17 protein-coding genes are annotated in these 18,143 nt (G+C 68.6%); 10 read left to right on the top strand and 7 right to left on the bottom strand.

Annotation, left to right across the window (positions count from 1 at the left end; all coding sequences use genetic code 11):
* Positions 1 to 40 precede the first annotated feature (40 nt).
* From D7V88_RS01185 to D7V88_RS01175, 3 genes are all read right to left on the bottom strand, one after another.
* Entirely contained in the window at positions 41 to 1,075 is a 1,035-nt protein-coding gene (locus D7V88_RS01185; protein WP_014400170.1) for a rod shape-determining protein, read from the bottom strand.
* Between the two features lie 277 nt (positions 1,076 to 1,352).
* Positions 1,353 to 2,072 carry a glycosyltransferase family 2 protein gene (locus D7V88_RS01180; RefSeq protein ID WP_120538728.1) on the bottom strand — a complete coding sequence of 240 codons (720 nt, stop codon included), beginning with the start codon at positions 2,070 to 2,072 and terminating at the stop codon, positions 1,353 to 1,355.
* A gap of 56 nt (positions 2,073 to 2,128) precedes the next feature.
* The gene (locus D7V88_RS01175; RefSeq protein ID WP_120538727.1) at positions 2,129 to 3,586 is read right to left on the bottom strand and encodes a pyridoxal phosphate-dependent decarboxylase family protein; all 1,458 of its coding nucleotides are present in this window, start codon (positions 3,584 to 3,586) and stop codon (positions 2,129 to 2,131) included.
* 138 nt (positions 3,587 to 3,724) lie between these two features.
* Between D7V88_RS01175 and D7V88_RS42840 the strand changes: the two genes are divergently transcribed.
* From D7V88_RS42840 to D7V88_RS01145, 7 genes are all read left to right on the top strand, one after another.
* Positions 3,725 to 3,961, top strand: a complete 237-nt coding sequence (locus D7V88_RS42840; protein ID WP_244237895.1) for a SelT/SelW/SelH family protein — start codon at positions 3,725 to 3,727, stop codon at positions 3,959 to 3,961.
* 121 nt (positions 3,962 to 4,082) lie between these two features.
* Positions 4,083 to 4,388: a hypothetical protein gene (locus D7V88_RS01170; protein ID WP_120538726.1), complete on the top strand. Its 306-nt coding sequence runs from the start codon at positions 4,083 to 4,085 to the stop codon at positions 4,386 to 4,388.
* 78 nt (positions 4,389 to 4,466) lie between these two features.
* Complete coding sequence (locus D7V88_RS01165; RefSeq protein ID WP_120538725.1) at positions 4,467 to 5,294, top strand: 2,3,4,5-tetrahydropyridine-2,6-dicarboxylate N-succinyltransferase; 828 nt, start codon at positions 4,467 to 4,469, stop codon at positions 5,292 to 5,294.
* 70 nt (positions 5,295 to 5,364) lie between these two features.
* Positions 5,365 to 5,985: a cupin domain-containing protein gene (locus tag D7V88_RS01160; RefSeq protein ID WP_120538724.1), complete on the top strand. Its 621-nt coding sequence runs from the start codon at positions 5,365 to 5,367 to the stop codon at positions 5,983 to 5,985.
* A gap of 55 nt (positions 5,986 to 6,040) precedes the next feature.
* Positions 6,041 to 7,129, top strand: a complete 1,089-nt coding sequence (gene dapE / locus D7V88_RS01155; protein ID WP_120538723.1) for a succinyl-diaminopimelate desuccinylase — start codon at positions 6,041 to 6,043, stop codon at positions 7,127 to 7,129.
* Between the two features lie 160 nt (positions 7,130 to 7,289).
* Positions 7,290 to 7,730 carry a cell envelope biogenesis protein TolA gene (locus D7V88_RS01150; protein WP_120538722.1) on the top strand — a complete coding sequence of 147 codons (441 nt, stop codon included), beginning with the start codon at positions 7,290 to 7,292 and terminating at the stop codon, positions 7,728 to 7,730.
* 113 nt (positions 7,731 to 7,843) lie between these two features.
* On the top strand, positions 7,844 to 8,617 hold the full coding sequence (locus D7V88_RS01145; RefSeq protein ID WP_244237894.1) for a hypothetical protein: 774 nt from the start codon (positions 7,844 to 7,846) through the stop codon (positions 8,615 to 8,617).
* A gap of 1,149 nt (positions 8,618 to 9,766) precedes the next feature.
* Here the strand turns inward: D7V88_RS01145 and D7V88_RS01130 are convergent.
* The 3 genes from D7V88_RS01130 to D7V88_RS01120 form a co-directional block, all read right to left on the bottom strand.
* Entirely contained in the window at positions 9,767 to 10,012 is a 246-nt protein-coding gene (locus D7V88_RS01130; RefSeq protein ID WP_147448558.1) for a hypothetical protein, read from the bottom strand.
* Between the two features lie 262 nt (positions 10,013 to 10,274).
* Complete coding sequence (locus D7V88_RS44120; RefSeq protein WP_244237893.1) at positions 10,275 to 10,430, bottom strand: hypothetical protein; 156 nt, start codon at positions 10,428 to 10,430, stop codon at positions 10,275 to 10,277.
* Positions 10,431 to 10,468: 38 nt separating this feature from the next.
* Positions 10,469 to 11,116 (bottom strand): DJ-1/PfpI family protein, encoded by a 648-nt coding sequence (locus D7V88_RS01120; protein WP_120538718.1) that lies wholly within the window; start codon positions 11,114 to 11,116, stop codon positions 10,469 to 10,471.
* A gap of 267 nt (positions 11,117 to 11,383) precedes the next feature.
* Between D7V88_RS01120 and D7V88_RS01115 the strand changes: the two genes are divergently transcribed.
* From D7V88_RS01115 to D7V88_RS01105, 3 genes are all read left to right on the top strand, one after another.
* Positions 11,384 to 13,657 (top strand): family 2 encapsulin nanocompartment cargo protein terpene cyclase, encoded by a 2,274-nt coding sequence (locus tag D7V88_RS01115; protein WP_120538717.1) that lies wholly within the window; start codon positions 11,384 to 11,386, stop codon positions 13,655 to 13,657.
* Positions 13,658 to 13,727: 70 nt separating this feature from the next.
* Positions 13,728 to 15,122, top strand: coding sequence for a family 2B encapsulin nanocompartment shell protein (locus D7V88_RS01110; protein WP_120538716.1), 1,395 nt, complete (start codon positions 13,728 to 13,730; stop codon positions 15,120 to 15,122).
* 34 nt (positions 15,123 to 15,156) lie between these two features.
* Complete coding sequence (locus D7V88_RS01105) at positions 15,157 to 16,554, top strand: family 2B encapsulin nanocompartment shell protein (RefSeq protein ID WP_120538715.1); 1,398 nt, start codon at positions 15,157 to 15,159, stop codon at positions 16,552 to 16,554.
* 89 nt (positions 16,555 to 16,643) lie between these two features.
* Here D7V88_RS01105 and D7V88_RS01100 read toward each other — a convergent pair.
* The coding region (locus D7V88_RS01100) for an NHL repeat-containing protein (RefSeq protein ID WP_208726054.1) at positions 16,644 to 18,143 on the bottom strand (1,500 nt) is incomplete at its 5' end.

The following is an 18,143-nucleotide window of genomic DNA, read 5'->3' as shown; positions in this document are numbered from 1 at the left end:
CGGGTCCGGCGCCGTCACGGTGCAGCAAGGGGCGGAAGGCTCAGCCCGGCTGGCAGACCTGGCGGAGGATGTCGAGCGACTCCAGCGCCTTGCCCGCGCCAATCACCACGGCGGAGAGCGGGTCCTCGGCGAGGAACACCGGCAGGCCCGTCTCCTCGCGCAGGAGCGTGTCCAGGTTCTTGAGCAGCGCGCCGCCACCGGCCAGCACGATGCCCCTGTCGGCGATGTCACCGGCCAGCTCCGGGGGTGTGCGCTCCAGCGTCAGCTTCACCGCTTCGACGATGCCGTTGACGGGCTCCGCGAGCGCGTCGCGGACCTCGTCGCTGGACACCGTGAGGGTGCGCGGCACGCCGGCCACCAGGTCGCGACCCTTGATCTCCATGGTCATGACCTCGTCCGTCGGGTACGCCGTGCCGATGCCCATCTTGATGAGCTCCGCCGTGCGCTCACCGATGAGCAGGTTGTACTTGCGCTTGACGTACTGGATGATCGCCTCGTCCAGCTTGTCGCCGCCAATGCGCACCGACTTGGCGAACACGATGCCCGCGAGGCTGATGACCGCGACGTCGGAGGTGCCACCGCCGATGTCGACAATCATGTTGCCGCTGGGCTCCGTCACCGGCAGGCCCGCGCCAATCGCCGCGGCCATGGGCTGCTCGATGAGGTAGACCTCCCGGGCGCCCGCGTTGGCGGCCGCTTCGCGCACCGCGCGGCGCTCCACCTCCGTGATGCCGGACGGGATGCCGATGATGATGCGGGGGTTCACCAGCGTCTTGCGGTTGTGCGCACTCTGGATGAAGTAGCGCAGCATCGCGGCGGTGATTTCGAAGTCGGCGATGACGCCGTCCTTCATGGGCCGGATGGCCACGATGTTGCCCGGCGTCCTGCCGAGCATCTCCTTGGCCTCCTTGCCCACCGCGAGGACCTTCTTGCCCCCGCGCGAATCCTGCTGCACCGCCACGACCGAGGGCTCGTTGGAAACGATGCCCTGACCGCGGATGTAGATGAGCGTGTTCGCCGTACCCAGGTCGATGGCGAGGTCGCGCGAAAACAGGGTGTGGAGCCAGTCGAACATACGGGGGCGGAAACTTTCGGAAGGGCCCCGAAACTTCCCAGCCCTTCAGACGGAGTGCGTTGACGAAACTACTACGCGCCGCAATACGGAGGAAGAAAAGCCGGAAGCACCTTGGGGTTCCGCCTGCTGGATAACCAGCTATAGCGGCCGCTGTGTTCCATTCTCCGCACTCCCGCCGTGCCGCCTGGAGGATGGACCGCATCCTCCCCAGGACAGCAGCCAGGCGGGCGGAGTCCGGGAAACGCGGTCGCGTCCCGGCGGGCCGCCCGAGCGGCCTTCAGCGCTTCACGGAGTACTTCGCGATGGCGTAGAGGGCGCGAACGCCATCCTTCCATCCAATCTTCTTACCCTCCTCGTAGGTGCGCCCGTGGTAGCTGATGGGCACCTCGAACACGCGCCAGTTTCCGCGCGCCACCTTGGCGGTGATTTCGGGCTCGAAGCCGAAGCGGTCCTCCTCCACGTGCACGGACCGCAACACCTCCGCACGGAATGCTTTGTAGCAGGTTTCCATGTCGGTGACGTTGAGCCCGCTCGTCATGTTGGAGAGCATGGTCAGCAGGTTGTTCAGCACCGTATGCCAGTAATAGAGCACCCGGCGCGGCGAACCGATGAACCGGCTGCCAAAGACGACGTCCGCGTCCCCGTCCAGGATGGGCTGGATGACGCGCGGGATGTCCCGGGGGTCGTATTCCAGGTCCGCGTCCTGCACGAGGATGATGTCCCCGGTGGCCTCGGCGAATCCCCGGCGCAGCGCGGCCCCCTTGCCCTGGTTCTTGTCCTGGAAGAGCACGCGCACTTCGTTGCGGTTCGTCGGGTTTCCCCCCAGGAGCGCCAGGCCCTGTTCGGAAAGCTGCCGCAGGAATTCACGGCTGCCGTCCTTGGAGCAGTCATCCACCAGGACGAGCTCCTTCGGGAAGTCCACGGCGATGCAGCGGCGGAGGATTTCCGCCAGGGTGGGAATCTCGTTGTAGACGGGGATGACGAGCGAGACGAGCATGGCGACCCGCCCCTATCGCGTTTCGTGGCCCCGGGCGACTCCCTTGCACACAAAATTCAGGGTCCCGCCGCCCGACGGAGGGCCTCCAGGAGCGCCTCCAGGTCCCCATCCCCGGTGAGGGGGTGGATGAGGGTGGTGCGCAGGTACACCCCGTCCGGCAGCCGCGTCTGCACCAGGTAGAAATTTCCCCCGGTGACCAGCGCCTCCCGCAGGCGGGCCTGGAGGGCATCCCAGCCTTCCTTCGGCACGTGCGCGGGCGTGTGGCGGAAGCAGACGATGTTGCAGTCCGGGGGCAGCGCCACCTGGAAGTCCGGGGTGGCCGCGAGCATGGCCGCGAACCGCCGGGCCTGGTCGTAGGACGCGGTGACGGCCTCCTCGAAGACGCGGGTGCCCAGCACGGACAGGCACGCGTACACCTTGAGGGGCATCATCTCCTTGGTGCACTCCAGGGTGCGCAGGCCCACGTCGCTGTAGGGGCGCGGGTCGTCGCCGTGGAAGAGGTAGTGGGCCTCCTGGGAGAAGGCGTCGAAGGAGCGCGCCCCGTCGCGGAAGAGCACCGCCGTCACCAGCGCGGGCATGAGCAGGCCCTTGTGCGCGTCCCAGACCACGGAGTCCGCCCGTTCGATGCCCTTCACCTGCGCGCGGTACTTCGGGCTCAGGCTGGCGGCGGCCCCGTGTGCGCCGTCCACGTGGAACCACAGGCCATGCTCTTCGGCGAAGTCCGCCACCGGCTCCAGCGGGTCGAAGGCGCCGGTGGCGGTGGAGCCCGCGCTGGCCACCACCGCGATGGGCTTGCGCCCCTGCTTCAGGGCCTCCTGGAGCGCGCCCTCCAGCGCGTCCGGCCGCACGCGGAAGGACGCGTCCACGTCCACCGGTGTGAGGCCGCCTTCGCCCCAGCCCATGATGCGGACCGCCCGGGCCAGGCAGTAGTGGGCGGAGCGGGGAACGAGCACCGTCAGGGGCGGGCCCGCATGCGCGCCGCCGTTCCACGCATCGAAGCCGGCCTTCGCCTGGCGCGCGGCGAGCAGCGCGGTGAGGTTGCCCGCGCTGCCGCCGGAGGTGAGCACGCCCCGGGCGCCCTCCGGCAGGCCCAGCTTGGAGGCCATCCACGCGAGCACGTGGTGTTCCATCGCGGTGGCCACCGGGCCCATCTCGTACACGGCCATGCCGTTGTTGAGCAGCGACGACACGGCGTCGCACAGGGCCGCCAGCGGCAGCGGCGCCGTCACCTGGTGGCCCACGTAGCGGGGGTGGTGCAGGTGGTGGGAGCCCTCCAGCACGCGGGCCATGAGGTTCGCGAAGGCCGGGGCCAGTTCGGCGGGAGGCTCCTCCGGGAAGGGCGTGGCGAAGCGCTCCTGGTTCACGGAAGGCGGGGCCCAAGGCAGCACCGGCATCGCGCCCCCCTTCAGCGCGGCCTTCAGGTAGTCCGCGAGCTGGTCCATCAGGGTGTGGGCGGTGGTCCGGAAGGCCTCCGGGTCGTAGGCGGCTTCCAAGGGCGCAAAAACGGTCGTCATGGCGGGCGCAGGCTAGCGGGTGACGGTGGAACGCGAAACGCGCCTGCTGGGACTGGCGCCGGACCCCTGCGTGAATTACCCAAAGGGGGACCGGGCGTGCGCACTCCGCGCACCTTCCGAAACGCCAGGAGGCCTTCCATGTCCCAGACGACGGTGACCATCACCTACTGCACGGCTTGAGGCTACGCCCCCAGGGCCGCCCGTGCGGCGGCCGCGCTGAAGGAAGAGCTGGAGTTGGAAGCAGAGCTGAAGAAGGGCTCTTCGGGCATCTATGAAGTCGCCGTGAACGGCCGGGTCGTCATCCGCAAGGCGGGTCTGGCATTCCCCACCGACCAGGAGGTGGTGGACGCGGTGGCGAAGGCCGTGGGTCCGTAGCGTGGCGGACCCCTCCGCCCGTTCCTCCCAAAGGGGGGCGGGCGGGCAGGGGCCACTCGCGTCCGCTCCCGGTCGTCCCCACCTTTGCCTCCTCTGCCTCATCCACGGGAGGTGACGACCGATGGCTTTCGACGACACGCCGTTCGAACGACGCTCCATCATCAGCGGCATGCGCGTGCGCGCCGCGGATGGGACCCTGCTGGGTTACGTGGCGCTCATCGGTCAGGAGCACCTCTATGTCCGGCGCTCACCCTTCAACCGGCACTGGAAGGAAGTGCCCCTGTCCGCCGTGGGACGGGTGCTCCAGGGCGCCGTCCTCCTGCGCGAGGGCACCGGCCCGCTGACGAAGGCGGACCCCATGTTTCACGGGGAAATCCCGACCCAGACCCTGCCGCTGGCCCTGATTCCGGGGGCTTCGCACGTCTGAGGCCGGGCTTCCGGCGGGGGTGGACGAAAGCCACTCGGGTGCGGCGCGAAAAGCTGAAGTGTGATTCAACCCGGGCCCATGGCCACCTCCATCGAAGACCTCTCCCAGAGGGTGTCCGCGGCCTTCGCGGACCGCACGAAGCTGAAGGACGCGGACACCGTGGCGGCGGTGCGCGAAACGCTGGCGCTGCTGGATGCCGGCGAATTGCGCGTCGCGGAGAAGGGCCCTGAAGGCTGGCGGGTGAACGCCTGGGTGAAGGAGGCCATCCTCCTGTTCTTCGCGGTGTCGGAGATGCGGGTGATGGAGGTGGGCCCCTTCGAGTTCTACGACAAGGTGCCGCTGAAGAAGGGCCTGGAGGCCGCGGGCGTGCGCGTGGTGCCGCCGGGCACGGTGCGCTACGGCGCCTTCGTGGAGCGGGGCGCGGTGGTGATGCCGGGCTACGTGAACATCGGGGCCCGGGTCGGCGCGGGCACCATGGTGGACACCTGGGCCACGGTGGGCTCCTGCGCGCAGGTGGGCCGCCACGTCCACCTTTCGGGCGGCGTGGGGCTGGGCGGCGTGCTGGAGCCGCCTTCCGCGACGCCGGTCATCATCGAGGACGGGGCCTTCCTGGGCAGCCGCTCCATCGTGGTGGAGGGGGTGGTGGTGGAGGAGGAAGCGGTGCTGGGCGCCAACGTGGTGCTGACGGCCTCCACGCAGATCATCGACGTCACCGGTCCCGAGGAGCGCGTCTACAAGGGGCGCGTTCCGGCCCGGAGCGTGGTGATTCCCGGGATGCGGGAGAAGGAGTTCCCCGCCGGGAAGTACATGGTCCCGTGTGCGCTCATCATCGGGCAGCGCAAGGCGTCCACCGACCAGAAGACGAGCCTGAACGCGGCCCTGCGGGAGTTCGCCGTCCCCGTGTGAGGACGGAAAATCCGCTGTCGCCGGGGGCGCGTATAGAACCTCGGTGACCCTGCGCGGTCCCAAGAACCCAATGGAACACCTCGACGACATCCTTCCCGAGTGGCTGCTCGGGACCCTGGAACCGGCCCGCCGGGACGCCGCCTCCCTTCACCTGGACGGCTGTGCCCGGTGCCGGGCGGAGCTGGCGCGACTGACGCCGGCCGTGGATGCGCTCGGGACGCTGATCGCCCCGGTGCAGCCCCCGGCTGAAGCCCTTCCCCGCCTGATGCGGGAGATGGAAGGCCCTGGCCGCTTCGCCCGCTGGGGCGGGCAGGTGGCCGCGTTCCTGGACGTGACGAAGGAGCGGGCGCTGTCGCTGCTGGAGTCCATGGCGGATCCGAACAACTGGATGCCGGGCCCGGTGGAGGGCGTGGAGTTGATGCCGGTGGAGACGGGCCCCGCGCGCGAGGGGATGATGGCGGCCATCGTCCGGCTCTTGCCCGGGGCGCGCTACCCCCGCCACACCCACCAGGGCCGCGAGTGGAACCTGGTGCTGGAGGGCGGCTTCCGCGAGGACAACGGCCATGAGGTGTGGCCGGGCGAGGAGCTGGAGAAGACGGACGGCTCCATGCACGACTTCACGGCCCTGCAGGGGCCCGCGTGCATCGCCGTCACGGTGTTGGACGGCGTGACGGCCTTCGAGGACCTGTAGGCGCCCGGGCGGCGTGCTGGGAGTGGGCGGGGGCGGGGAGTATGGTGGGCCGCGCATGGCTTCCAACGACCTCGCCGCCCGTCTTGCCCATACGACGCTCGAGTTGTGCCGCATCGACAGCCCCATTGGCCACGAGGGTCCCATCGCGGACCACGTCGAGGGCTGGGCGCTGCGTCACTTCCGCCGTGAAGACGTCTTCCGCGTAGGCCACACGCTGCTGCTGGGGTCGCTGGACGACCCCCGGCCCACGGTGGCGCTCATCGGACATCTGGACACGGTGCCCATGCATCCGGGCGACGTGGGCCGCACGCCGCGCATCGAAGGTGAGCGCGTGCACGGCCTGGGCGCCTCCGACATGAAGGGCGGCCTGGCGGTGATGATGGCGCTGGCGGAGGACCTGCGCCGCGACACGCTGCCCGTCAACGTGGCCTTCCTCTTGTACGAGCGTGAGGAGGGGGCCTACGCGGAGAGTGGCCTCATCCCGCTGTACGAGAAGCGGCCGGACCTGTCGCGCGTGAGCTTCGGCATCGCGATGGAGCCCACGGACGGCGTGGTGCAGGTGGGCTGTGTCGGCAGCATGCAGGTGACGGTGCGCTTCAACGGGCGCAGCGCGCACTCGGCGCGGCCGTGGCAGGGGGAGAACGCCATCCACAAGGCGGGTCCGTTCCTGACGGAGCTGTTGGGGCGCGAGCGCGTGGAAGTGAACGTCGCGGGCTTCCCCTTCTACGAGGTGATGAGCGCGACGCTGGCCAAGGGAGGCCGGGCGCGCAACGTGGTGCCGGAGGCGTTCGAGCTGAACCTCAACTACCGCTTCGCCCCGGGCAAGAGCGTGGCGCAGGCGAAGCAGGACGTGTTGGCGCTGGTGGCGGGCCGCGCGGACGTTGAGTTCACGGATGCGTCGCCCAGTGGACCGGTGGCGGCGGGCAACCCGCTCTTCCAGCGGCTGATGGCGCTCACGGGACTGCCGGCCGCGTCGAAGCAGGCGTGGACGGACGTGGCGCGCTTCGGTGAGTGGGGCGTGGACGCGGTGAACTTCGGGCCCGGTGAGACGGCGCAGGCGCACCAGCTCCACGAGAGCGCGCCCATCCCTCCGCTCGCGGTGGCGTACGAGAAGCTGGCCGCGTTCCTGAAGGGCGCTGTGTAGCGAAGCGTTGACCCGTGCGCGCCGGGGCCGGATTTTCGGCCTCGCGCGATGGCTGTCACGCGAGCATTCGTTGGATGGCGTGCATCTGCATGGGGGCGCATGGGTTGACTTCATGCGGTTGCGCGTACCCTCCAGGTGTTTTCGAACCTGGAGGCTGTTGATGAACACCGAAACGAACGCGCAGGACCCGAACGAGTTCCCGTCGCTGTCCAACACCGTGATGCCGGTCGGTGAGTCCGCCACGCCGTCGCGCCGCCGTGCCTCTGGGAAGCGCAAGAGCGCGCGCAAGGCCGCGCCCCGCCGCAGCACGGGGGCCGCGAAGCGTGCGACCACGAAGCGCACGTCCGCGAAGAAGGCGGCCGGCAAGCGTCCCTCCGCGAAGAAGGCCGCGGGCAAGCGTGGGACCGCCAAGCGCGCCACCGCGAAGCGCGGAACGGCGAAGCGCGCCACCGCCAAGCGTGGGGCCCGCAAGTCGCCGGTCCGTCGCGCCGCCGCGGGTCGCACCGCGCGCAAGACGACCGCGAAGCGCGGCACGACGGCTCGGAAGAACACCCGCGCGGGTGCTCGCAAGAGCCCGTCGCGTCGCTCGCCGCGCCGTTAGGACTTTCGCTGGCGGGAGGTGGGGAGGGTGGCCGTCCCGTGAAGGGATGCGCGCTCCCCGCGCCGCAAGGGCGCGCGCAGTGGCTGCGACCGCCGCCTCTATACTCGGCGCCGATGGCCTCCTTCGGCTCCTTCAAGCTTGGCGTCCCGCTCTTGCTCTTCCTGGGGGGATGCGCTGCTTCCACTCCACCCACCATCCTCGCTCCCGATGCGGAGATGGCGCGAGGGCCGTGGTCGGAAGTGCCCTCCGTGGTGATGCCCGCGGGGGATGCTTCCATCCCGATAGGACTCCTGCGGGATGTGGCGGAGGCGATGCTGAAGCTTCCGGGGGCGAAGACATGTGATGCGGGAACGCGGCGTCCCATTGTGGGGTTGTCCACGGAGTACTGCTCGACCGTGTATGTGGCGGGCAGTCGTGACTCCCTGTCCTGGCGGGTGGCGGAGCCCATCCGGGGGAGCCATGAGGCCTGCAAGCCGTTCTTCGTGGTGAAGGACGATGACTTCCCGTCTTCGCAGGTGTGGGTCGTAGGCTATGTCCACAACCATCCGTGTGCTGGGGCCCCGTCTTCTCAGGACCTCGGCGTCTGGCCTACGGACGTGCTCAAACCCTTCGTTTCCATGGCGGAAGTGCGCCTGATCCCTGGGAACCCTGTTCCGGCGCTCTTCAAGAACTCCGCCATCGAGATGGCCTCGGCGCTGGTGGCGGAGCGCCAGGATGGGACTCGCCTCTTTCTGCGCTACTTCCCCACGGGCGAGGTCCAGCAGTGGAGCGATGTCCGGGCTCGGTGGGTCACGCTGGGAATCTGCGCCCCACGCAGCGCTCGCCCGCCCTTCCGGAGCGTGGCTCCCGAATGTCGCACCGGTGGGTTGCGGTTACTCCGTGATTAGGTGTGGAAAATGATCAAGGCATTGACGCTTGCTGGGTGGGCCGCGTTGCTTCACGGGTGTGCTGCGCCCGCTGTCGTCTGGAAGGGCGAGGTGACGTGGCCGGACGAGCATTCGGCGAGGACTGTCGCCGAGTCCATGGAAGCCGGTGCCGCGCTCGCAGCGGCGGGGGCCATCCGTGAGGTGGTGCGGACCAACCCGTTTCCGGACCTGTTCGCGGGGTGCTCAAGCCCGGAGCAGGGCTTGGATGTCTCCGTCTTCACGGGCCCAACGTCCGACTTGTACTTCGTGGTCGTGGACCAACGGTTTCATCGCTGCGGCGGACCCAGCGGACGCGTTCTCGACTGGTGGGAGGTGTATGCGGTGACGCCCCAGGGCGTCGTGGTTGCGAAAGCTCCGACTCCGGCTGGCGAGGACCTTTCGGATTCAGCGCCACCTGACGCCGGGTCCCCTCCGGACCAGGAGGTTGCTCCGCTCGCACCGATAGCTCCACCTGCCTCGCCTTCTCCGTCTGCGCCCGAGGCTCCGGCTTCCCCTGTGCCACCGTCACCTCCCCACCCGGCGCCAGTACCTCCGGCGCCAGTGCAACCCCGTCAGTAAGGCCCGAGAGGGCTTGCTCGTTTCTCGGGCTCGACGCCGTCAACGGAGTGGCGTGAAGGAAGAGGACACCACGACAGGGGCTCGGGGGGCCTGCGCGCGCAAGACGACCACGAAGCGCGGCCCGACGGTACCCGTGCGGGCGCTCGCAAAAGCCCGTCGCGTCGCTCGCCGCACCGTTAGGAATCGCCGTCGGCGCGCCACCCTTCGAAGGCGTCCCATCCTTCAGGAGGCGCTGGAAAACCGAGCGCTCCCAGGCATTCGCGGGCCTGGGTGTTCCATCCGGGTTCCATGAGGCTTCTGGGGGGAGCGCCCGCCAGGGACTCGGCAAGCGTTCGCACCTTGGAGGCTGCTGAGCGGAAGCGCTCCGCATCCGGGCTCCCCCACGCCTTCGCGCAGAACGCCGCGAGCGCAGCCGTGCGGGACTGGAGCACTGTACGCAGCTCCTCCGCCGGGGCTTGCGTGCACCACCGCGCGTAGAGCCGCGGTGCGGCCAGCACGGTCAGGAGATTGAGCGCCTCCGCCACGAAGGCCGCTTCCTGTTCCCACGCGGCCTCAGCCACAGAAGGGCCCCAGGCGAGCGTTGAAGGGCAGCGTGTTGAACAGCAGTGCCTTGCCCGTCACGGAGTCACCGCTCGCGCACGTGTAGACCGCCCATCCCTTGATGGCGAGATCGTCCATGCCTTTGATGAAGCAGTAGGGGCACTTGCCTTCGCCACAGCTCGAAACGAAGCACGGTGTGCTTCCGCAGGTGACGGTCGCGGGCCAACCCCGCTTGATGCAACTGGGGGCCTTGGTCATGGGAGGCTCCGCATGGGCTGTCGGCGGGTTCAAGGTTCCGAGGATGCTGATTCCCATCAGCATCCCCATCCGCACCTTTCTCTCCTGCCGATACACGGAAGCCTCCTACTCTCGGGCAAGCCGCAGGAGGCTATCCCATCGGTGATGCTGCGGCCCGCTCCCCGCTTCCGCTCAAGCCGCGATGGCGCTCCAGGCATCGTCGGAGAGCCGCTGCAGGTGCTGCTGGGATTCATCAAGGAACTGGAGCACCCGCTGCGTCAGCTCAGGGCCCGCAGCATCCGGCGTGCCCGCGTTGAAGGGAGGGGCCGGGTTCGAGCGCCGCCCAGTGCGACGTGGAGCGGTAGCCCCGCAGCAGGCCCGCAGCGGCCAGCAGCAGTGACCCCGAACACACGGACGTCATGTTCGTGAGGTCGTTCATGGGTGCGCTTCTCGGTTGAGTCGAAGAGAGGAAGGACTTCACCAGGCCAGGGCTTCATGCCCCTGCGCGCGCCACACCGTGCCGCGCCGCTCGAACTGGAAGAGCGCTTCCACGCCGTGCGCGACGCGAGGCCCCACCGTCCGCTCCAGCAGGTACACGCCCAGGTCCAACCCGGACGTGACGCCCGCGGCCGTCACCAGATTGCCGTCGTCCACGATGCGCGCGGCGATGACGTCCGCCCCCGTGGCCTTCAGCGCCTCCAGGGCCGAGTGGTTCGTGGTGGCGCGGCGCCCCTTCAACAGCCCCGCCATGCCCAGCAGCAGCGAGCCTCCGCACACCGTGCCCACCGTGAGCCCCGGCTTCCCCAACGCCTGATGGAGCACGTCCGCCAGCCCCGTCCCCACGGCGCTGGCGAGCAGCGCCGGAATGGAGCCCGGTCCACCTCCACCCAGCGAACCCGCGGCGCCCGGGATGATGAGCAGGTCCGCGCGCTCCAGGTCGATGCGGCCCGTGGCCTTCACCGACATACCTGTGGGAGTGCTCGGCACCTCGCGAGCGCCTTCGAAGGAAACGAGCTCCACCTTCAACGCGCCCCCCGCGATGTCGCCACCCGCCCACAGCACTTCATAGGGGGCCAGCGCATCCAACAGGTCGAAGCCGTCGAAGAGGACGATTTGGGCAAGCATGTGGATCCTTTCGCGACGGGTCGGAACGACCCGCCGGTGGATGCCTTTTGCCTGCCGTTCCGCACCGGCCGTGAGTGGCGGAAATGCCAATCTGCAACGGGTTCCCGCCAACACGGAAACAAACCCATGACGGACGGTGGGTGAAGGTCAACCCAGTCCGCTATTCCTAATTCCCGAGATAATTCAAAATCTTCGGAGCACCACGTTTACCGTGGAGTCGGCTTCCCAACACCACTACAAGGGGCGCGAGTTCAACGAGGGGTCACCATGTCCAAGGCGCGTCACAAGCAGCCGTTCGAGCTGCCCGATTTCTACGTTCCCTGGCCCGCGCGCCTGAACCCCCACCTCGAAGCGGCCCGCGTCCACACCAAGGCGTGGTCGTACGAGATGGGCATCCTGGGCCCCGCGAACGACGGGACGCAGCGGGAAGTCTGGAGCGAGCGTCGCTTCGACGGCATGGATTACGCGCTGCTCTGCGCGTACACGCACCCGGAAGCGCCGAGCATCGAACTGGACCTGATCACCGACTGGTACGTCTGGGTCTTCTACTTCGACGACCACTTCCTGGAGGTCTACAAGTACTCGCGCGACATCCAGGGCGGTCAGGCGTACCTGGACCGGCTGCCGCTGTTCATGCCGCTGGACCTGGCGCAAACGCCGCCGGAGCCCACCAACGCGGTGGAGCGTGGCCTGTGGAACCTGTGGCAGCGCACCGTGCCCTCCATGTCCATGGAGTGGCGCCGCCGCTTCTACGAGAACACCAAGCACCTGCTCGATGAATCGATGTGGGAAATCGAGAACATCAGCGAGGCGCGCGTCTCCAATCCCATCGAATACATCGAGATGCGCCGCAAGGTCGGTGGCGCTCCGTGGTCGTCGGACCTGGTGGAGCATGCCGTCGCGGAGATCCCGGCCCGCGTCGTCCAGAGCCGCCCGATGCGCGTCTTCAAGGACACGTTCTCCGACGCCGTCCACCTGCGCAACGACCTGTTCTCCTACGAGCGCGAAATCCTGGAGGAGGGCGAACTCTCCAACGGCGTGCTCGTGGTGGAGAAGTTCCTCGAGTGCGACACGCAGCGCGCCGCGGACCTGGTCAACGACCTGCTGACGTCCCGGCTCCAGCAGTTCGAGAACACCGCCGCGACGGAGCTGCCCTGGCTCTTCGCGGAGTACGGCCTGAACCCGGCGGAGCAGGCGCAGGTCATGCTGTACCTGCGCGGCCTCCAGGACTGGCAGTCCGGCGGCCACGAGTGGCACATGCGCTCCAACCGCTACATGAACCAGACCGCCGGCCGGGAGAACCGGGAGCTGTCCATCCCGCTGCCCAGCGGCCTGGGCATGTCCGCCATCAAGCTGCCGCTGACGGCCGGCGCGCTGGGCCTGGGGCCTCGCGCCCGCAGCTTCAGCCACGTCCCCCGCCAGCACGTGGGCCCGGTGAAGCTGCCGAAGTTCTACATGCCCTACAGCACGTACCTGAGCCCCCACCTGGAGCGCGCGCGGCGCAACTCCAAGGACTGGGCGCGCCGGATGGGCATGCTGGACGAACTGCCCGGCGTGGGGCTCTACATCTGGGACGACCACAAGTTCGACGTCGCGGACGTGGCCCTCTGCGGCGCGCTCATCCACCCGGACGCGCTCCCCGAACAACTGGACCTGACGGCGTGCTGGCTGGTGTGGGGCACCTACGCGGACGACTACTTCCCCGCGCTCTACAGCTACACGCGCGACATGCCGGGCGCGAAGCTGTTCAACGCACGCCTCACGCAGTTCATGCCGGATGACGTGGAGGCCGTGAACGCCGCGGTGCCCACCAACCCCGTGGAAATCGGTCTGGCGGACCTGTGGAAGCGCACGGCCGGCCCGCTCTCCGCCTACGGCCGCAAGCTGTTCCGCAAGGCCATCCAGGACATGACGGAGAGCTGGGTTTGGGAGTTGAACAACCAGATCCTGAACCGCGTGCCGGACCCGGTGGACTACGTGGAGATGCGTCGCAAGACGTTCGGCTCCGACCTCACCATGAGCCTGTCGCGCCTGTCCAAGGGCGACGCCATCCCGGAGGCTGTCTTCAAGACGCGCACGATGCGCGCGCTGGAGAACTCGGCCGCCGACTACGCCTGCTTCGTCAACGACATCTTCTCCTACCAGAAGGAGATTGAGTTCGAGGGTGAGCTCAACAACGGCGTGCTCGTGGTCCAGAAGTTCCTGGGCGTGGACAAGGACGAGGCCGTCCTCGTCCTGAACCACCTGATGACCGCCCGGATGAAGCAGTTCGAGCACCTGGTCGCCAAGGAGATCCCGGTCGTCATCCGCTCCTTCGACCTGGACACGGACGGGCAGGAGAAGCTGCACAAGTACGTGGAGCAGCTCCAGCAGTGGATGGCGGGCATCCCGATGTGGCACGCGGCGGTGGACCGCTACAAGGAATTCGAATTGCGAGACGCCGCGATTCCCAAGTTCAAGACCGGCAACCTCGGCAGTCTTGGCGCGCTGGGCACGTCCGCGATGAAGGTCGCGGAGTTGTTCAAGCGCGAGCGCCCCTGATTCTGTCTTCGCAGTGAACAGGCTTTGATTTCTTCAACTTCTGTCTTTTCAACCTAGGGAAAGGTGACCCATGTCGAACTCCAAGACGCACGATGAGAACTCGCTGAGCCTCGGGACCGCGGCGGCACGTCAGCTTGCGACGACCACCAAGTCCGAGCCGCAGATGCAGGGCATCTCCTCGCGGTGGCTGCTCAAGCTGCTGCCGTGGGTGCAGGTGTCCGGCGGTACGTACCGCGTCAACCGCCGCATGAGCTACGCCGTGGGCGACGGCCGCGTCACCTTCACCAGCACCGGCGCCAAGGTGCAGGTCATCCCGGCGGAGCTGGGCGAACTGCCCCTGCTGCGCGGCTACGAGGACGCGGAAGTGCTCGCGGCCCTGGCCAACCGCTTCACGCAGAAGGAGTACAAGGCCGGTGAGGTCATCACCGAGGCCGGCAAGGAAGCCGACTCCATCGTCCTCATCGCGCACGGCAAGGTGAACCGCATCGGCGCCGGCAAGTACGGCGAGCCCACCGTGCTGGAGACGCTGGCCGACGGCGACCACTACAGCTACCAGGCGCTGCTGGAGTCGCAGGACTACTGGCAGTTCACGGTGAAGGCCGTGACGCCCGTCACGGTGCTCATCCTCCAGCAGTCCGCCTTCGAGGCGGTGGTGGCCCAGGCCCCGTCGCTCAGCAAGCACATCGACGAGTTCAAGGCGCGCTCCAAGAAGAAGCAGGACACGTCGGGCCAGGCCGCCATCGAGCTGGCCGCCGGCCACAAGGGCGAGCCCGTGCTGCCCGGCACCTACGTGGACTACGAGACGTCGCCCCGCGAGTTCGAGCTCAGCGTCGCGCAGACCGTGCTGCAGATCCACACGCGCGTCGCGGACCTCTTCAACGACCCCATGAACCAGACCCAGCAGCAGTTGCGTCTGACCGTGGAGGCCCTGAAGGAGCGCAAGGAGCACGAGCTCATCAACAACCGCGAGTTCGGCCTGCTGCACAACGCGGACTTGAAGCAGCGCATCCACACCCGCCGCGGCCCGCCGACGCCGGACGACATGGACGAGCTGCTGTCCACCGTGTGGAAGGAGCCGTCGTTCTTCCTGGCCCACCCGCGCGCCATCGCCGCGTTCGGCCAGGAGTGCAACCGCCAGGGCATCTACCCCACCAGCGTGGACTTCAACGGGAACATGATCCCCGCCTGGCGCGGCATCCCCATCGTCTCCTGCAACAAGATCCCCGTCACCGAGTCCCGCACCAGCTCCATCATGCTGATGCGCGTGGGTGAGAAGAACCAGGGCGTCGTCGGTCTGCACCAGGCCGGCATCCCGGACGAGATCGAGCCCAGCCTCAACGTCCGCTTCATGGGCATCAACGAGAAGGCCATCATGAACTACCTGGTCACCGCGTACTTCTCCGCGGCCGTCCTCACGCCGGACGCGCTGGGCATCCTGGAGAGCGTCGAAATCGGTCGCTCGTAGTCCCAGGCCCCCACGCACTTCCGGAGCTCTCTTCATGGCGAATCCCATCAACAACGGCGGCACCGAGCACTCCAGCCTCAGTACGGCCGGTGCACGCCAGCTGGCGACGACGACCAAGTCCCAGCCGCAGATGCAGGGCATCTCCCCGCGGTGGCTGCTGCGCATGCTGCCCTGGGTGGCGACGAACGGCGTGTTCCGCGTCAACCGGCGCCTCACGTACTCCGTGGGCGACGACCGGCTGAACTTCACCAACGTCGGTACCAAGGTGGAGGTCATCCCCCAGGAGCTGCTCAAGCTGCCGCTGCTGCGCGGGTTCGACGCGGACGAGGAAGGCCTGACGGTCCGGGCGCTCGCGAGCCGTTTCGTGCAGAAGCAGTACAAGGCCGGTGATTCCATCGTGGAGGCGGGCCAGCCCGCCGAGCACGTGTTCCTCATCGCGCACGGCAAGGCGACGAAGCTGGGCACGGGCAAGTTCGGCGACCCCGTCGTCCTGGACACGCTCGCGGACGGCGACCACTTCGGCGATTCGGCCGTGGTGGAGTCCAACGACGTCTGGCCCTTCACGGTGAAGGCGAACACCGCCTGCACCGTGATGGCGCTGCCGCAGCAGGTGTTCGAGGACCTCATCAAGAACGCCCCCGCGCTGAGCGCCCACGTGGCCCAGTACAAGGCGAACCTGAAGAAGCCCCAGGACAAGTCAGGGCAGGCCGCCATCCCGCTCAACGCCGGCCACCACGGCGAGCCCACGCTGGCGGGCGGGTTCGTGGACTACGAGCTCAAGCCCCGCGAGTACGAGCTGAGCCTGGCGCAGACCATCCTCCGCGTGCACACCCGCGTGGCGGACCTCTACAACGACCCGATGAACCAGACGGCCGAGCAGCTTCGGCTGACCCTGGAGGCGTTGAAGGAGCGCAAGGAGCACGAGCTCATCAACAACCCTGAGTTCGGCCTGCTGCACAACGCGGACCTGAAGCAGCGCATCAACACCCGGAGCGGGCCGCCGACGCCGGATGACATGGACGAGCTGCTGTCGCGCCGTCGCAAGTCACGCTTCTTCCTGGCCCACCCGCGCACCATCGCGGCCTTCGGCCGGGAGTGCAATCGCCGGGGCATCTACCCGACGGTGGTGGATGTGGCTGGCAGCAAGATGATGGGGTGGCGCGGCGTGCCCATCCTGCCGTGCGACAAGATCCCCATCTCCAACACGCTCACGAGCTCCATCCTCGTGCTGCGCACCGGAGCGGATGATCAGGGCGTCATCGGCCTGCACCCCGGAAAGCTCCCGGACGAAGTGGAGCCGGGCATCTCCGTGCGCCGCATGGACATCAACGAGAAGGCCATCAGCGAGTACCTGGTGAGCACGTACTACTCCGCCGCCCTCCTGGTCCCCGACGCGCTGGGTGTCCTGGAGAACGTCGAAATCGGAAGCTGATGTCTTGAGTTGATGTCTTGAATTGAAGACATGCGAACGGGCCCGGCGCGGATGCACCGGGCCCGTTTTCATTTCTCCACCGTGTGGCTTCAGTACTTCACGCGCAAGAGGAAGATGTCGCCTCGCAGGGGCTTCATCTTGTCCACGCCGAAGTCGGTGACGCGGTCGGTATGGCCATACAGCACCGCGTCCCCGTCCGGCATCAGCACCACCGCGGGCACCGCCTCCACGCCATACAGCTCACCCCGGGGCTCCGGCGTGACGCCCAGGAAGAGGCGGGAGGCCAGGGCCTTCCCCGTCGCATCGAAGCGCTGGGTGAAGAGCTGCGCGGAGCCCAGGCCGTCCTGGCCGGTGGTGCCGTTCTCCAGCCACGAGTATGTGTAGCCCACCGCCAGCACCTCGCCGGAGGCCTGCACCGCGACGCCCTGCATCTGGGCGTCCGGACCCATCTCCCTCGCCCAGCGTTCGGTGCCGTCCGCGGCGGTGACGACGACGAAGGGGCTGGGATTGGCCGCGCCCTTCAGCGACGCGTTCGCCCAGGAGAAGCCGCCCTGGAAGTCACCGCCGGCCACCACGTCGCCCGTGGGGCCGCGGCTCACGTCCCGCGCGGCGCCCTTCACGCCCGGCCGGACCTTGGCCCACCCGAGCGTCCCGTCCGCGCGGTACAGCGCCACGAACGGACTGCCCGACCCCGCGGCCTGCGTGGCGTGGGGGCCGAAGCGCACGGTGCCTTCGTACCGCCCCGCCACCGCGACGCTGCCGTCCTCCGCCAGCGCCAGTGCCAGCGGCTGCGCGCCCGCGCCGTCGGACTCCGCCTGTCCCACGGCGAAGGCCCGCTCCGGGGTGCCGTCCGGCGCGAACACCGCCACGCCCGCGCTGGGGCCCTTCACGCCCGCGCCCAGGTCCACCGTGCCCGGGGCGGTATAGGCGACGTACAGCCGGCCCTGCGCATCCGCCGCCACGTCCGCCACCGTCAGGGCCGGCAATGCGTGGGCCCAGAGCGTGGCGCCGTCTCCGGACAGCCTCGCGACGAAGGTGCCGTCGCCCAGCTTTCCCGTGCCCAGGTCGATGAGGCCCTGGTGGTTGCCGGCCACCAGCAGGCCGCCCGCGCCGTCCGTCGCGATGCGGACCCGGACGTCGGCGCGCAACGCCAGGGGCGCCGTGGCCACGCGGACGTCATAGGCCTGCGTCCACAGCGTCTGGCCCGCGCCCGAACGTCGGGTGAGCACCAGTTGGACGGAGTCGTCCGTGGGGGCCCGGGCGTCCAGGTCGTCGTAGTCGTGCACCGCCGCGCTGAAGAAGTCCCCGGAGGCGTCCACCGCCAGGTCCAGCGCCAGGTCGTCCTGGGCGGAGCCTTCCCTGGCCAGCCACAGCGTGGCGCCCGACGCGGGCGGCACCTGCTCCGGCTCCTTGTCGGGAGGCGGTGTTTCGTTGGAGCCGGTGTCTGGCTCCGTTGGCGGTGTCTCCGGTTCGGTGGGGGGCGGTGGAACGTCGTTCGGCACCGCGGGCTGCCCCGCCGGGCACCCCGCCGCCGTGTCCTGGCAGTCCATCGGGTCGGACGGCTTCGTCCCGCCCCCGCAACCCCAGGC

Source organism: Corallococcus terminator (genome assembly GCF_003611635.1).
GTDB classification, from domain to species: domain Bacteria; phylum Myxococcota; class Myxococcia; order Myxococcales; family Myxococcaceae; genus Corallococcus; species Corallococcus terminator.
Note: the sequence above shows the minus strand (reverse complement) of the source record. Positions and strands in the feature narration are given on the sequence as shown.